This is a genomic window from Pseudomonas sp. PA15(2017) (assembly GCF_001945395.1).
Lineage (GTDB): Bacteria > Pseudomonadota > Gammaproteobacteria > Pseudomonadales > Pseudomonadaceae > Aquipseudomonas.
Map to the genome: position 1 here is coordinate 14,438 of NZ_MSXV01000058.1, position 15,347 is coordinate 29,784.

Here is a 15,347-nt window from a genome sequence, read left to right on the forward strand (position 1 = left end):
GTACGCAACATCATGCAAAACGTTGCATAGGGTAACGTCCTATGCAGCGCTTGGCGATCAGCGCTTGCTGGCGTCGTAGGTTTGCACGCCGGATTTGTCATTGCCTCCGGCATCACCCGCTACTTCTGGGCACTTCTCGCGGTCGTCACCACAGATCGAGCACTTCTTCTCGATCCCCAGGTTGGCGATACCGCCGCACGAGCCGGCGATGGGTTTGCGGCCCATCATCACCCCGACGGCCATCAGGCCGACCACGGTGAGCATGATCAAAAAAACCATCACGAATGTCATTGCTTGCCTCCTGCAGCGAACAGCTGCTCGAAAGTGGCGGTACTGCGTGTGACGAATCCGTCACCCTCACGGGTCACGAAGAACGCCGCGATACCCTCGCGTTCCGCGTACTCGAAGCCCTTCTCCGGGCCGAGCACCAGCAGCACGGTGGACAGGCCGTCGGCCATCAGCGTGGTCGGCGCAGCCACGGTGACCGCCGCCAGGGCGTGCTGAATCGGTGCGGCGGTCTGCGGATCGAGGGTGTGGGAATAACGTACGCCTTGCTGCTCGAAATAATTGCGGTAGTCACCCGATGTGGAAATGCCGTAGCCGTCCAGTTCGATCACCCGCTGGATGGCGCGCTGATCGTCTCGAGGCGCCTCGAGTGCGATGCGCCAGGGCTGGCCGTCGGGCTTGCGCCCTACTGCCTTGAGTTCACCGGTGGCTTCGACCAGGTAACTGCTCACCCCCTGTTCGACCAGCCGCGCGATGATTCGATCAACCGTATAACCGGCCGCGATACTGTTGAAGTCGACCTGCAGATCGCGATCCTTGCACAGGCGCTCGCCATCGATACGCAAGTGCTCCTGACCGATACGCCCGCGCACTTCCTGCAGCGCCTCGGCATCCGGCACCTGACGTTCGCCGTTGCCGTGGGGACCGAAGCCCCACAGGTCGAGCAACGGCTCGAGGGTCAGGTCGAAAGCGCCGCCACTGTCGCGGTGCAGGGTATTGCCGGTTTCGATCAGTTGCAGCACGCCCGCCGGCATCGGCATGCAGGCGCCAGCGGGAGCGCGATTGAACTGCTCGATCAGCGAATCGTCGCGGTAAGTGGACATCTGTTCGTCGACTTCGGCGAAGATCGCCTCCACGCCGGCCTTGAGCGTGGCCTTGTCCGGCACGCCCTCGCCGCTGACGTACTTGACCGAGTAGGTGCTGCCCTGGGCGGGCCCACCGAACTCCTCGACGGTCTCGGAAAAACCGCAGCCCACCAATGTCGCAGCCAGGGCTGCGACAAGGGCGGGCTGCTTCAGAGCGGCTGCCATCATCCGCCGAAGTCGTCAAGCAGGATGTTGTCCTGTTCGACACCCAGGTCGGTGAGCATCTTGATGACCGCGGCGTTCATCATGGGCGGGCCGCACATGTAGAACTCGCAATCCTCGGGCGCCGGGTGATCCTTGAGGTAGTTCTCGTAGAGCACGTTGTGGATGAAGCCCTTGAGCCCCGTCCAGTTGTCTTCCGGCTGCGGATCGGACAGCGCCAGGTGCCATTCGAAGTTCGGGTTCTCCGCCTGCAGCTGGTCGTACTCTTCGGTATAGAACGCCTCGCGCATCGAGCGCGCGCCGTACCAGAAGCTGATCTTGCGCGTCGACTTGAGGCGCTTGAGCTGGTCGAAGATGTGCGACCGCATCGGCGCCATGCCGGCACCACCACCGATGAAGACCATCTCGGCGTCGGTGTCCTTGGCGAAGAACTCGCCAAACGGCCCGTACACCGTGACCTTGTCACCCGGCTTGAGGCTGAACACGTACGAGGACATCTGTCCAGGCGGCAGGTGGTCCTTGCCAGGAGGCGGCGAGGCGATGCGGATGTTGAACTTAACCAGCCCGCGCTCCTCCGGGTAGTTGGCCATGGAATAGGCACGAATCACCGTCTCATCGACCTTGGACACGTACTTCCACTGGTTGAACTTGTCCCAGTCGCCCCGGTACTCCTCCTGGATGTCGAAGTCCTTGTAATTCACGGTGTGCGGCGGGCACTCCAACTGCACGTAGCCACCGGCGCGGAAGTCGACGTTCTCGCCTTCCGGCAGCTTGAGCGTCAGCTCCTTGATGAAGGTGGCCACGTTCGGGTTGGACTCGACCGTGCATTCCCATTTCTTCACACCGAAGACTTCTTCGGGAACCTCGATCTTCATGTCCTGCTTGACCGGGGTCTGACAGGACAGCCGCCAGCCCTCGCGGGCCTCGCGCTTGTTGAAATGCGACTCCTCGGTGGACAGCATCTCACCGCCGCCGCTTTCCACGACGCACTTGCACTGCGCACAGGTTCCGCCGCCACCACAAGCGGACGACAGGAAGATTTCGTTTTCGGCCAGGGTCTGCAGCAACTTGCCGCCGGCCGGAACGGTGATGGTGCGCTCACCATTGATCTCGATGTTCACGTCGCCGGCCGAAACCAGGCGCGCACGCGCCATGAGGATCACCGCCACGAGGAGGATGATCACCACGGTGAACATGGAGACTGCTACTAGAATCTCGAAAGCCATCGGCAACCCCTTACAGCTGTACGCCGGAGAACGACATGAAGCCCAGCGACATCAGGCCAACGGTGATGAAGGTCAGGCCCAGGCCGCGCAGACCGGCGGGTGGGTCGCTGTACTTGAGCTTCTCGCGGATGGCGGCCAGCAGCACGATCGCCAATGCCCAGGACACCCCGGCACCGGCACCGTAGACCACGCTTTCGGTGAAGTTGTAGTCGCGCTCGACCATGAACAGCGTGCCGCCGAAAATGGCGCAGTGCACGGTGATCAGCGGCAGGAAGATGCCCAGCGCGTTGTAGAGCGCAGGCAGGTACTTGTCGAGCACCATCTCCATGATCTGCACCACCGCGGCAATCAGGCCGATGTAGCAAATCAGGCCGAGGAAGCTCAGGTCGACTTCCGGCAGGCCGGCCCAGGCCAGCGCGCCGTCCTTGAGCAGATAGACGTACAACAGGTTGTTCAACGGCACGGTGATGACCATCACCACGATGACCGTCAGGCCGAGCATCAGGGAGGTTTCGACCTTCTTGGAAATCGCCAGGAAGGTACACATGCCCAGGAAGAACGCCAGCGCCATGTTCTCGATGAACACCGCGCGGACGAACAGGCTGATGTAATGTTCCATATCAGTAAGCCTCCTCGTTCTTCACTTGCGGCGCCATACGGTACTCGACCTTCTCGACCTGCTCCTTCTTGTAGCTACGCAGGGCCCAGATGAACAAGCCGATCAGGAAGAACGCCGACGGTGGCAACAGCAGCAAGCCATTGGGCTGATACCAGCCGCCGTTGTTGACGGTATGCAGGATCTGCACGCCCATCAGCGAACCGGCACCGAACAGCTCGCGCACGATACCCAGCGCGACCAGCATGGCGCTGTAACCAAGCCCGTTACCCAGTCCATCGACGAACGACGCCACCGGCGGGTTGGACATGGCAAAAGCTTCGGCGCGGCCCATGACGATGCAGTTGGTGATGATCAGGCCGACGAACACCGACAGGCGCTGACTGAGGCTGTAGGCATAGGCCTTGAGGAACTGATCGATGACGATTACCAGGGAGGCGATGATCACCACCTGGGCAATCATGCGAATGGAGCCCGGAATCTGATGGCGCACCATCGAGATAAAGAAGCTGGAAAACGCCGTGGTCAGGGTCAGTGCGATGGACAGCACCAGCGCGGTGCTCAGGCTGGAGGTGACCGCCAGTGCCGAACAGATGCCGAGGATCTGCAGGCCGATCGGGTTCTTGTTGAGAATCGGATCGAGCAGCAGCTCTTTCATAGTGGATTTGGACATGGATCAAGCCTCCCCTGCGGACAGCTTCTTGAGGAACGGCGCGAAGCCATCCTCACCGAGCCAGAAGTGGATCATGTGGGTCACGCCGTTGGCGGTGATGGTCGCACCGGCAATGGCGTCCACCTGGTAATCGGCCTGCGGGGTCTGGGCATTGACACTGCCTTTGATCACGCGCAATACCGGCTCACCGTTCTGGTAAACCTTCTTGCCGACCCACTTGGCCTGCCAGTTGGGGTTGTCGATCTCGCCACCCAGGCCCGGCGTTTCGCCGTGCTGGTAGAAACCGATGCCGGCGACGGTCTCAAGATCGCTCTGCAACGCGATGAAGCCATACATGGTCGACCACAGGCCATAGCCGCGTACCGGCAGCACCAGGCGATCCATCTGCCCGTTCTGCTCGATCTGGTAGACCACTGCGTAATGTTCCAGGCGACGAATCGAGGCGATGTCCTTGCCCTCAGGGATGGGGCTGGACAGCGAGCCATCGGCCACCGCCTTGTTCTGATCGAAGGTATGCGGGTCGAAGTCGTCGCTGTAATCACCGGTGCGCAGGTCGACCAGGCGCGGCGTGACGCGCGAGGCGAACACCTCGCGCACTTCGTCGCTGGACATGCCGGGCTGCCACAGCTCGGCAATCACCAACACCGCGCGCTGGCGGTCGACCAGAGCGTTCTCCTGCTGGGTAGGACGCAGAATCAGTGCAGCGGCCGAGACGGCGATGGAGCACACCAGGCACATCACCAGGGTGACGACCAGCGTGCGAGTCGGAGTTTCTTTGAGCTTAGACATTACGCGCCAGCCTCCGCTTGATGTTGGCCCGCACCACATAGTGGTCGATCAGGGGCGCACACAGGTTGCCGAACAGGATCGCCAGCATCATGCCTTCCGGGAACGCCGGGTTGACCACACGGATGATGGTCACCAACAGGCCGATGAGAATGCCGAAGATCCACTTGCCGGTATTGGTCATGGAGGCCGACACCGGGTCGGTGGCCATGAAGATCATGCCGAAGGCGAAGCCCCCGGTGACCAGGTGCCAGTACCAGGGCATGGCGAACAGCGGGTTGTTGTCCGAGGCGATGGCATTGAACAGCGTGGCGGTGGCGATCATGCCGATCATCACGCCGCTGACGATGCGCCAGGAGGCGATCTTGGTGATCAGCAGCACCGCACCGCCGAGCAGAATCGCCAGGGTGCCGGTCTCACCGATGGAGCCCGGCATCAGGCCGATGAAGGCATGGGTCCAGGTCAGGCCGTCGTTGACCAGGCCATTGACGCCGCCATCGGCGATGGCGGTCAGCGCGGTGGCGCCTGCGTAGCCGTCCACGGCCGTCCATACGCCGTCACCGGAAATCTGCGCGGGGTAGGCGAAGAACAGGAAGGCACGACCGACCAGGGCCGGGTTGAGGAAGTTCTTGCCGGTACCGCCGAACACTTCCTTGCCGATCACCACGCCGAAACTGATGCCCAGGGCGACCTGCCAGAGCGGGATGCTCGGCGGCAGGATCAGGGCGAACAGCACGGAGGTGACGAAGAAGCCTTCGTTGACTTCGTGACGGCGGATGGACGCGAACAGCACTTCCCAGAAGCCACCGACAATGAACGCCGTGAGGTACACGGGCAGGAAGTACGCCGCCCCCTGGATGAAGTTGTCCCACAGGCTGGTCGGGTCGAAGCCGCCCAGCGCACCGATCAGCGCGAAGCGCCAGCCCTCCTGGGCGGCCAGCAGATCGGGGCTCTGCGCATAGACCAGGTTGGCCTGGTAACCGGTATTCCACATGCCGAAGAACATGGCCGGGAAGGTACAGGCCCACACGGTGATCATCATGCGCTTGAGGTCGATACCGTCACGCACGTGAGCGGTGGTCTTGGTCACGCTGCCGGGGCGATAAAAGAAAGTGTCCACGGCCTCGTAGAGAGCGTACCACTTTTCGTATTTGCCACCTTTTTCGAAGTTGTGCTCGATCTTGTCGAGGAACTGGCGAACGCCCATGTTCAACCCTCCTTCTCGATGAGGGCCAGACAATCACGCAGGATCGGACCGTATTCGTATTTGCCGGCACACACGTAAGTGCACAGCGCCAGGTCTTCCTCGTCGAGTTCCAGGCAGCCGAGCTGCTGGGCCATCTCGCTGTCGCCGACGATCAGCGAACGCAGCAGCTGCGTTGGCAGGATGTCCAGCGGCATCACTTCCTCGTAGTTGCCCACCGGCACCATGGCGCGCGGGCTGCCGTTGGTGCTGGTGGAAAACGCGAAGCGCTTGGCGGCGTTGAGTTTGGACACGAAGATGTTGAGGATCGAGTGCTTGTTCACCCCGGCACGCAGGTAGTGCAGCATTTCGCGCTCGGTACCTTCGCTCAGGCACGACACCTGCAAGTGGTAGCGCCCCAGATAGGCACAGGCGCCACGTGAAGTGCGACCGCCGAGTACCGAGCCGGAGATCACCCGATTCTCGCCAGGAGCCAGTTCACCTGCCGTCAGCTCGGTGAGGTTGGCGCCCAGACGAGTACGCAGCAAACGCGGACGCTCAACGACGGGACCGGCCAGGGCGACCACACGCTCGACCCACAGCTGGCCGCTGGTGAACAGCTTGCCGACGGCGATGACGTCCTGGTAATTGATGCTCCACGCGCTCTTGCTGGCGCTGACCGGGTCCAGGTAATGAATGTGGGTACCCGGCAAGCCAGCCGGATGCGGCCCGGCGAAGGCCTGGCTGCGCACACCTTCGGCCTGCTCGCCCGGCAAGCTCACGCCTGGCGCCTTGCACAGAAAGACCGGGCTCAGGCGAGCCAGCACCTTGAGGCCGTTTTCGAAATCGCCGGCATGCTCGGCGATGATCGGGGCAGGGTCTGCAGCCAGGGGGTGGGTATCGATTGCGGTGACGAAGATCGAGCTCGGCACGGCATCGACTGCCGGCACCTTGCTGAACGGCCGCGTACGCAGCGCCGTCCACAAGCCGGACTGCTGCAGGTTGTCGCGCACCTGCGAGGGCTCCAGGCTGCCCAGTTGGGCGGCCGGATACTGGGCGAAGGTTTCCTGCTCGTCGCCATCGAGGTCGATGACCACCGACTGCAGCACGCGCTTTTCACCGCGGTGAATCGCGCTCACCACTCCGGCACCTGGCGCCGTGTAGTGGATGCCTTCCGAGCGTTTGTCGGAGAACAGAATCTGGCCCAGCTTGACCCGGTCGCCCACCTGTACCGCCATGGTGGGCTTCATCCCGTGATAATCGAAGCCTATGACAGCCACGCTGCGCACCGGTCTCGAGGTATCGATCTGCTGAGCCGGCGCCCCCGCTATGGGCAAATCGAGCCCACGTTTTATTTTGATCATAGGTTGGCCTAACCACTGAGCTTATAAATTTTTGAATGACGCTCGACAAACCGTCAGTCACAAAGCAAGACGCACCCCAGTATCGCTACTGGTGTGGATCAATGTCGAACGCAGGTAATAAATCGCCGGGATTATAGAGTTATGCGACAACGCGAAGCCACCCGGGCGGCCGGCTTTTTTCGGATTTCCGTTACAGAACGCAACAGGAATTTAACGCCGACAGGCTCGCCATACGGCGACATAACGCTGCACCACCCTGCCCTCCGACTCCGACATCGAGCGGCTGGGCAAAAACGGCGGGCAAAAAAATGGGAGCCCGAGGGCTCCCATCTGGTGTCGCGCGATGCGCTGCGATCAGCGCGGGAAAGCAGGCGGGTTGACCCCAGCCATGTCTTCCATGACGCGAATCACCTGGCAGCTGTAGCCGAACTCGTTGTCGTACCACACGTACAGCACGACGCGGTTGTCATTGGCGATGGTGGCTTCGGCATCGACCACACCAGCGTGGCGCGAGCCGACGAAGTCGGTGGAGACCACTTCCTGGGAGCTGACGAAATCGATCTGCTTCTGCAGGTCGGAGTGCATGGCCATCTGGCGCAGGTACTCGTTGATCTCTTCGCGGCTGGTGGCCTTCTCCAGGTTCAGGTTGAGGATGGCCATGGACACGTTCGGCGTCGGTACGCGGATCGCGTTGCCGGTCAGCTTGCCCTTGAGCACTGGCAGCGCCTTGGCAGCAGCGGTGGCCGCACCGGTCTCGGTGATGACCATGTTCAGCGCGGCGCTACGACCACGACGGCTACCCTTGTGGAAGTTGTCGATCAGGTTCTGGTCGTTGGTGTACGAGTGAACGGTCTCGACATGACCATTGACGATGCCGTACTGGTCATTGACGGCCTTGAGCACCGGCACGATGGCATTGGTGGTGCAGGAAGCGGCCGAAACGATCTTGTCGTCAGCGGTGATCTCACCATGGTTGATGCCATGCACGATGTTCTTCAGCGCACCCTTGCCCGGTGCGGTGAGGATCACGCGGTCGATGCCCGGGCACTTGAGGTGCTGGCCCAGGCCCTCGGCGTCACGCCATACGCCGGTGTTGTCGACCAGCAGGGCATCCTTGATGCCGTACTGGGTGTAATCGATGGCCGACGGGTCCTTGGCGTAGATCACCTGGATCAGGTTGCCATTGGCGGTCAGGGTGCTGTTCTCTTCGTCGATGGTGATGGTGCCATCGAACTTGCCGTGTACCGAGTCGCGGCGCAGCAGGCTGGCACGCTTGACCAGGTCGTTCTCGGCGCCCTTGCGCACCACGATGGCACGCAGACGCAGGCCGTCGCCACCGCCGGTATGTTCGATCAGGATGCGCGCCAGCAGACGACCGATACGGCCGAAACCGTACAGCACCACGTCGGTGCCCTTGCGCGGCGAAGCGTTCTGCTGGTTGGCTACGTCGGCCAGCTCGTCCTTGACGAACTGCTCGATGCTGCGGCCATTACCTTCGGCCTTGAACTTGCCGACCATCTTGCCCAGGTCGACGGACGCAGCGCCCAGCTTGAGCTCGCTCATGGCCTTGAGCACCGCGTAGGAATCGTGAACGGCCAGGCCGTTCTGATCAGCCTGACGGTGACGGGCGAAGCGATGCGCCTTGAGAATCTCGATGACCGAGCGGTTGATCAGGCTGCGGCCATGGATCGACAGCACCACGTTGTTGTTGCGGTACAGCTGACCAATCAGCGGAATCATCGCCTCGGCGAGGGCTTCACGGTCAATCCATTCACCAAGACACTGGTCGGGCTTCTGAGTCACGGCAATACCTTCCACATGTAGGGGCTGAAAAAAGGGGCTACATTATGACGACCCAGCTGTGGGTCGGCAATCTGCAGCGGTCGAAACACTGACAGCCTTCCTCGCGGATAGTTACAATCGGGGGCCAAATCGTTTCCAATCGCGAGCCACCCGTGCCTGTACTGCGTCTGCCGTCCTTGCCGGCCACCGCCGGTAAACAACACTGGGGCAACCTGCCCGGTGCCGCGCTGAGCCTGGCCATCGCCGAAGCGGCCAGCTCCGCCAAACGCTTCACCCTGCTGCTTACCGCCGACAGCCAGAGCGCCGAGAGTCTGGAGCAGGAATTGAGCTTCTTCACGCCAGAGTTGCCCGTGCTGCATTTCCCGGACTGGGAAACGCTGCCCTACGACCTGTTCTCGCCGCACCAGGACATCATCTCCCAGCGCATTTCGGCGCTCTATCGCCTGCCATCGCTGAGCCATGGCGTGCTGGTGGTGCCGATCACCACCGCCCTGCATCGCTTGCCGCCGAAGCGTTTCCTGCTGGGCAGCAGCCTGGTGCTGGACGTTGGTCAGCGCATCGATGTCGGTGACATGCGCGCGCGCCTGGAGGCGGCCGGTTACCGCTATGTCGATACCGTCTACGAGCATGGCGAGTTCGCCGTACGCGGCGCGCTGATCGACCTGTTTCCCATGGGCAGCAAGCAGCCGTTCCGTATCGACCTGTTCGATGACGAGATCGAAACCCTGCGCACCTTCGACCCGGAAACCCAGCGCTCGATCGACAAGGTCGAGTCGATCAAGCTGCTGCCGGCCCGAGAATTTCCACTGGAGAAGAAAGCCGTCACCGATTTCCGCGGCCGCTTCCGCGAGCGCTTCGATGTCGACTTCCGGCGCTGCCCGATCTACCAGGACCTGTCCACCGGCATCACCCCGGCGGGCATCGAGTACTACCTGCCGCTGTTCTTCGAGGAAACCGCCACCCTCTTCGACTACCTGCCCCAGGACACCCAGGTGTTCTCGCTGCCCGGTATCGAAAAGGCTGCCGAGCAGTTCTGGCTGGATGCGCGCAACCGCTACGACGAGCGCCGTGTCGACCCTGAGCGCCCGCTGCTGCCGCCGGCCGATATCTTCCTGCCGGTCGAGGACTGCTTCGCGCGCCTGAAGGACTGGCCGCGCGTAGTGGTCAGCGCCGACGATATCGAGCCGGGCGTTGGCCGCACGCGCTTCGAGGCCGCCGCCCTGCCCGACCTGGCGATCCAGGCCAAGACCAGCGAGCCGCTGGCGGCGCTGCGCCGCTTCATCGAGGAGTATCCGGGCCGCGTGCTGTTCTGCGCCGAGTCCGCCGGGCGCCGCGAGGTGCTGCTCGAGCTGCTCGCCCGGCTCAAGCTCAAGCCCAAGGAAGTCGAGGGCTGGCCGCAGTTCTGCGCGAGCAAGGAGCGCTTGGGCATCACCATCGCGCCGCTCGATGAAGGCCTGCAGCTCGCCGACATCGCACTGATCGCCGAGAGCCCGCTGTTCGGCCAGCGCATCATGCAGCGTCGGCGCCGCGAGAAGACTCGTGATGCCGGCGACAACGTGATCAAGAACCTCACCGAGCTGCGCGAAGGCGCGCCGGTGGTGCACATCGATCACGGTGTGGGCCGCTACCTGGGCCTGGTGACCATGGAATTCGACGGCCAGGCCGCCGAATTTCTCGCGCTGATGTACGCCGAGGAAGCCAAGCTCTACGTGCCGGTGGCCAGCCTGCACCTGATCGCCCGCTACACCGGCAGCGACGACGCCCTGGCGCCGCTGCACCGCCTGGGTTCGGAAACCTGGCAGAAGGCCAAGCGCAAGGCTGCCGAGCAGGTGCGCGACGTCGCCGCCGAACTGCTCGACATCTACGCACGCCGCGCCGCCCGTGAAGGCTACGCATTCCGCGACCCAAAGGCCGATTACGAAACCTTCAGCGCCGGCTTCCCGTTCGAGGAGACGCCGGACCAGCAGAGCGCCATCGAGGCGGTGCGCGAAGACATGCTCGCCGCCAAGCCGATGGATCGCCTGGTCTGCGGCGACGTCGGCTTCGGCAAGACCGAAGTGGCCATGCGCGCGGCGTTCATCGCCGTGCACGGCGGGCGTCAGGTAGCGATTCTGGTCCCCACCACCCTGCTCGCCCAGCAGCACTACAATAGCTTCCGCGACCGCTTCGCCGACTGGCCGGTGACCGTCGAGGTGATGAGCCGCTTCAAAAGCGCCAAGGAAGTCAGCGCCGCCATCGAGCAGCTCGCCGAGGGCAAGATCGATATCATCATCGGCACCCACAAGCTCTTGCAGGACGACGTCAAGATCAAGAACCTCGGCCTGGTGATCATCGACGAGGAGCACCGTTTCGGCGTGCGCCAGAAGGAAGCCCTCAAGGCCCTGCGCAGCGAGGTGGACATTCTCACCCTGACCGCCACGCCGATCCCGCGTACCCTCAACATGGCGGTGTCGGGCATGCGCGACCTGTCGATCATCGCCACGCCGCCGGCGCGGCGCTTGTCGGTGCGCACCTTCGTCATGGAGCAGAACAAGCCGACCATCAAGGAAGCCTTGCTGCGTGAGCTGCTGCGTGGCGGCCAGGTGTATTACCTGCACAACGACGTGAAGACCATCGAGAAATGCGCCGCGGATCTGGCCGAACTGGTGCCAGAAGCACGCATCGGCATCGGCCACGGGCAGATGAACGAGCGCGAGCTGGAACAGGTGATGGGCGACTTCTACCACAAGCGCTTCAATGTGCTGATCGCCTCGACCATCATCGAGACCGGCATCGACGTGCCGAGCGCCAACACCATCATCATCGAGCGTGCCGACAAGTTCGGCCTGGCCCAGCTGCACCAGTTGCGCGGGCGCGTCGGCCGTAGCCACCACCAGGCCTACGCCTACCTGCTGACCCCGCCACGCAAGCAGATGACCGACGATGCGCAAAAGCGCCTGGAGGCCATCGCCAACGCCCAGGACCTGGGTGCCGGCTTCGTGCTCGCCACCCACGACCTGGAAATCCGCGGCGCCGGCGAGCTGCTCGGCGACGGCCAGAGCGGTCAGATCCAGGCGGTCGGCTTCACCCTGTACATGGAAATGCTCGAGCGCGCGGTCAAGTCGATCCGCAAGGGCGAGCAGCCTAACCTCGACCAGCCCCTGGGTGGCGGCCCGGAAATCAACCTGCGGGTGCCGGCGTTGATCCCCGAGGATTACCTGCCGGACGTGCACGCCCGCCTGATCCTCTACAAGCGCATCGCCAACGCCACCGACGAGGACGGCCTCAAGGAGCTGCAGGTGGAGATGATCGACCGCTTCGGCCTGCTGCCCGAGCCGACCAAGAACCTGGTGCGCATCACGCTGCTCAAGCTGCAGGCCGAGCGGCTGGGCATCAAGAAGATCGATGCAGGGCCGCAAGGCGGGCGCATCGAATTCGCGGCGGAGACGCCGGTCGATCCGCTGACGCTGATCAAGCTGATCCAGAGCGCACCGAACCGCTACAAGTTCGAAGGCGCCACGCTGTTCCGTTTCTCGGTACCGATGGAGCGCGCCGAAGAACGCTTCAATACCCTGGAAGCACTGATGGAGCGGCTTCTGGCGACGGTGAAGAGCTGAAAACGATCAGGGCCGCTCATGCGGCCCTGATCGTTTGTGGTTGAGCTAAAGCAGACACAGCCGAAAGTAATACTCTGTGGGGCGGGTCATGCCCGCGAAAGAAATCACGGGCATGGCCCGTTCCCACAGACTGCCTACCCTGTCACTTCGCGGCGACTCGCCTCAAGCTCACTCCACCAACTGCGCCGCCCGCAACGCCGAAAGCGCCTGCGCCCAGCGCGGATCCTGGCGATAGTCGATGCCAGGGAAGGCGCGCCGACGCATGCGTGCAAGCCCGTTGGGTGCAACGACATTGAGACGCTGCGCGGCCGATAGGGCCAGCTCAGCCGCCGCCCGATCATTGCATACCAGGCCCATGTCGCAGCCAGCAGTCAGCGCCGCCTCGATACGGCTGGCCGCATCGCCGACCACGTGAGCGCCGGCCATCGACAGGTCGTCGCTGAAGATTACCCCGTCGAAAGCCAGCTCGCCGCGCAGGATGTCCTGCAGCCAGCGACGCGAGAAGCCGGCCGGTTGACTGTCGACCTGCGGATAGATGACGTGGGCCGGCATCACCGCGGCCAAATCACGACTCAGCGCCGCGAAAGGCCGCAGATCGTTCTGGCGGATTTCCTCCAAGCTGCGCTCATCGGTAGGAATCGCCACGTGAGAATCGGCCTCGGCCCAGCCATGGCCGGGGAAATGCTTGCCTGTAGCGGCCATGCCCGCCTCTGCCATGCCGCGGATGAAAGCCCCCGCAAGCTGGGTGGCGCGCTCGGGATCGCTCTCGAACGCGCGGTGGCCGACCACCGCGCTGCGCGCGTGGTCCAGATCCAGTACCGGGGCAAAGCTCAGATCGAGCCCCACCGCCAATACTTCGGTGGCCATCAACCAACCGCACTGGCGTGCCAGTTGCTCAGCGTCGGCACAACCGGCAATCGCCCGCATGGCCGGCAGCTTCACGAAGCCCTGACGCAAGCGCTGCACGCGCCCGCCTTCCTGATCCACCGCTAGCAGCAGATCGGGACGCACCGCACGGATGGACTCGCACAGCTCACGCACCTGGCGCGGGTTCTCGATATTACGGGCAAAGATGATCAGGCCGCCCACTTCGGGCTGGCGCAGCAACTGGCGGTCTTCGGCGGTCAGCCAGGTACCGGCGATGTCCACCATCAGGGAGCCATACAGAGGAGTCGTCACAACGCGTATTCCTTGAATAGAAGCTTCACGCCCATGGGACATTGGTGCCGGCCAGAGTTCCGGGCCGTGGGGCGGTTATCTCGAAGGACGCTAGCTTAGGGGCAGCCAGGAGCCGTGAGCAAGCGACGCCCCTGACTCAAGGTTTGATGATGGGCGGGCTTTTGTGGCGAGGAATGAGCTGCGCAGCGGCAAGGCGCGGATCGGTCACACCACTCTCCGAACGCATGCCGGCTGCCAGGAAGGGCACCATCAGGCGCATCACCTGTTCGATGGAGGTGTCCACGCCAAAGTCGCTCTCGGCCATGGCCCGCAGTGCCTTGATGCCGGACATGCTGAACGCCGCTGCACCGAGCATGAAGTGCACACGCCAGAACAGCTCAAGAGGCGGAATACCGGGTGCAGCTTCATGCACCAGGAACATGTAGCGGCGGAACACCTTGCCGTAGACCTCTTCGAGGTATTTACGCAGGTGGCCCTGGCTCTGACTGAATGCCAGGCCCAACAGACGCATGAAGATCGACAGATCGTTGCCACTGCGCGGCTTGACCGCCAGGGCCTGCTCGACCAGGAGTTCGAGCAGCTCCTCGAGGCTGAAGGTGACCCCAGGTTTGCTCTGGCGCTTGTCCAGCTCGCGCTCCAGGCTGGTGCAGAATGGCCCGAGAAAACGCGAGAACACCGCCTGAATCAGGGCCTTCTTGGAGCCGAAGTGATAGTTGACGGCCGCCAGGTTCACCCCGGCCTTGCTGGTGATCAGGCGCAGCGACGTTTCGGCGAAGCCCTTCTCCGCGAACAACTGCTCCGCAGCGTCGAGAATGCGTTCAACGGTTTCAGATTGCGCCATGACACCCACCAGACAAACAAGTGTTTGAAACATACGTTTCAGCGCGTGTCACTGTCAAGTCGCGCAAGGCGTATTCTGGATGCTCAGTCATCATTTGGCGATAGCGTCGCACGCAACCACGCTCTCCGGCGCCTCGAAGGCTACTGATCATCCGCTGCCCGGCCCGTAGAACCTGTTCATAATCTTCAAGCCCAGGTTCGTCGACTTTGGCGGCTAAGTGGCGGGAACGGCCGCGCGATCTCTAACTGTGGGAGCGGGCCATGCCCGCGAAAAATCACGGGCATGGACTAGGTGTGATCTCTCAGTAGGTTGTTCATCCGGGGCGTTCCCGGAATTCTGGAAGCGCGACCAACACAGCCTTCCAGGAGCCCCGGATGAACTTGCATAAACATGCCCGTCTTACCCCTCGAGGTCGAGCCCTTCTCGTGCAGCGCATGCTCGATGGATTACGTGTCGAAGATGCAGCACAAGCCGCAGGAGTCAGTGTCCGCACCGCCTACAAATGGCTCAGGCGCTTTCGTGAGGAGGGCGAGGCCGGCCTGATGGATCGCTCGTCACGTCCGCATTCATGCCCTCATGAGACGGCAATCGACCTCATCGCACAACTGATTCAACTACGCCAATCTCGCCATACCTACCGACAGATCGTGCTGGCACTCGGCGTGGCCGTCAGTACCGTTGCGCGCCGTCTCAAACAAGCGGGCTTTCATCGGTTGGCCGAGCTGGAGCCCGCCCCTGCAGTGGTGCGCTACGAATATCCCAACGCC

At 62.8% G+C, this 15,347-nt stretch carries 13 protein-coding genes; 2 read left to right on the top strand and 11 right to left on the bottom strand.

The genetic code is table 11. The annotated features are described in order from the left end of the window. Positions 1–57: 57 nt before the first annotated feature. The 9 genes from nqrM to BVH03_RS21680 form a co-directional block, all read right to left on the bottom strand. Positions 58–291, bottom strand: coding sequence for a (Na+)-NQR maturation NqrM (gene nqrM, locus BVH03_RS21640; RefSeq protein ID WP_075963123.1), 234 nt, complete (start codon positions 289–291; stop codon positions 58–60). Next, entirely contained in the window at positions 288–1,316 is a 1,029-nt protein-coding gene (locus BVH03_RS21645) for an FAD:protein FMN transferase (RefSeq protein ID WP_083640153.1), read from the bottom strand. The genes nqrM and BVH03_RS21645 overlap by 4 nt, the downstream gene beginning before the upstream one ends. Continuing rightward, positions 1,316–2,539, bottom strand: a complete 1,224-nt coding sequence (gene nqrF, locus BVH03_RS21650) for an NADH:ubiquinone reductase (Na(+)-transporting) subunit F (protein WP_075963124.1) — start codon at positions 2,537–2,539, stop codon at positions 1,316–1,318. The genes BVH03_RS21645 and nqrF overlap by 1 nt, the downstream gene beginning before the upstream one ends. A gap of 10 nt (positions 2,540–2,549) precedes the next feature. After that, positions 2,550–3,158, bottom strand: coding sequence for an NADH:ubiquinone reductase (Na(+)-transporting) subunit E (gene nqrE, locus BVH03_RS21655; RefSeq protein WP_075929407.1), 609 nt, complete (start codon positions 3,156–3,158; stop codon positions 2,550–2,552). A gap of 1 nt (position 3,159) precedes the next feature. Next, on the bottom strand, positions 3,160–3,828 hold the full coding sequence (locus BVH03_RS21660) for an NADH:ubiquinone reductase (Na(+)-transporting) subunit D (protein ID WP_075963125.1): 669 nt from the start codon (positions 3,826–3,828) through the stop codon (positions 3,160–3,162). 3 nt (positions 3,829–3,831) lie between these two features. After that, the gene (locus tag BVH03_RS21665; RefSeq protein WP_075963126.1) at positions 3,832–4,617 is read right to left on the bottom strand and encodes a Na(+)-translocating NADH-quinone reductase subunit C; all 786 of its coding nucleotides are present in this window, start codon (positions 4,615–4,617) and stop codon (positions 3,832–3,834) included. After that, entirely contained in the window at positions 4,610–5,821 is a 1,212-nt protein-coding gene (locus tag BVH03_RS21670; protein ID WP_075963127.1) for an NADH:ubiquinone reductase (Na(+)-transporting) subunit B, read from the bottom strand. The genes BVH03_RS21665 and BVH03_RS21670 overlap by 8 nt, the downstream gene beginning before the upstream one ends. 2 nt (positions 5,822–5,823) lie before the next feature. Next, positions 5,824–7,161, bottom strand: a complete 1,338-nt coding sequence (locus BVH03_RS21675) for a Na(+)-translocating NADH-quinone reductase subunit A (RefSeq protein ID WP_075963128.1) — start codon at positions 7,159–7,161, stop codon at positions 5,824–5,826. A 354-nt stretch (positions 7,162–7,515) separates the two neighbouring features. After that, positions 7,516–8,964, bottom strand: a complete 1,449-nt coding sequence (locus tag BVH03_RS21680) for a glyceraldehyde-3-phosphate dehydrogenase (protein WP_075963129.1) — start codon at positions 8,962–8,964, stop codon at positions 7,516–7,518. Positions 8,965–9,116: 152 nt separating this feature from the next. Between BVH03_RS21680 and mfd the strand changes: the two genes are divergently transcribed. Continuing rightward, the gene (gene mfd, locus BVH03_RS21685) at positions 9,117–12,560 is read left to right on the top strand and encodes a transcription-repair coupling factor (protein WP_075963130.1); all 3,444 of its coding nucleotides are present in this window, start codon (positions 9,117–9,119) and stop codon (positions 12,558–12,560) included. 168 nt (positions 12,561–12,728) lie between these two features. Here the strand turns inward: mfd and nagZ are convergent, their stop codons facing one another. Beyond that, entirely contained in the window at positions 12,729–13,727 is a 999-nt protein-coding gene (nagZ, locus tag BVH03_RS21690; RefSeq protein WP_177344934.1) for a beta-N-acetylhexosaminidase, read from the bottom strand. Between the two features lie 148 nt (positions 13,728–13,875). Further along, complete coding sequence (locus BVH03_RS21695; protein ID WP_013792001.1) at positions 13,876–14,580, bottom strand: TetR/AcrR family transcriptional regulator; 705 nt, start codon at positions 14,578–14,580, stop codon at positions 13,876–13,878. Positions 14,581–14,954: 374 nt separating this feature from the next. On the opposite strand from BVH03_RS21695, the gene BVH03_RS21700 reads away from it, so the two are divergent. Continuing rightward, on the top strand, positions 14,955–15,347 hold a 393-nt coding region (locus tag BVH03_RS21700), incomplete at its 3' end, for a leucine zipper domain-containing protein (RefSeq protein ID WP_143486056.1).

Excerpts from the sequence above, each read along its gene's own strand:
- nqrM (WP_075963123.1), bottom strand. The coding sequence starts at position 291 with ATGACATTCGTGATGGTTTTTTTGATCATGCTCACCGTGGTCGGCCTG.
- BVH03_RS21645 (WP_083640153.1), bottom strand. The coding sequence starts at position 1,316 with ATGGCAGCCGCTCTGAAGCAGCCCGCCCTTGTCGCAGCCCTGGCTGCG.
- nqrF (WP_075963124.1), bottom strand. The coding sequence starts at position 2,539 with ATGGCTTTCGAGATTCTAGTAGCAGTCTCCATGTTCACCGTGGTGATC.
- nqrE (WP_075929407.1), bottom strand. The coding sequence starts at position 3,158 with ATGGAACATTACATCAGCCTGTTCGTCCGCGCGGTGTTCATCGAGAAC.
- BVH03_RS21660 (WP_075963125.1), bottom strand. The coding sequence starts at position 3,828 with ATGTCCAAATCCACTATGAAAGAGCTGCTGCTCGATCCGATTCTCAAC.
- BVH03_RS21665 (WP_075963126.1), bottom strand. The coding sequence starts at position 4,617 with ATGTCTAAGCTCAAAGAAACTCCGACTCGCACGCTGGTCGTCACCCTG.
- BVH03_RS21670 (WP_075963127.1), bottom strand. The coding sequence starts at position 5,821 with ATGGGCGTTCGCCAGTTCCTCGACAAGATCGAGCACAACTTCGAAAAA.
- BVH03_RS21675 (WP_075963128.1), bottom strand. The coding sequence starts at position 7,161 with ATGATCAAAATAAAACGTGGGCTCGATTTGCCCATAGCGGGGGCGCCG.
- BVH03_RS21695 (WP_013792001.1), bottom strand. The coding sequence starts at position 14,580 with ATGGCGCAATCTGAAACCGTTGAACGCATTCTCGACGCTGCGGAGCAG.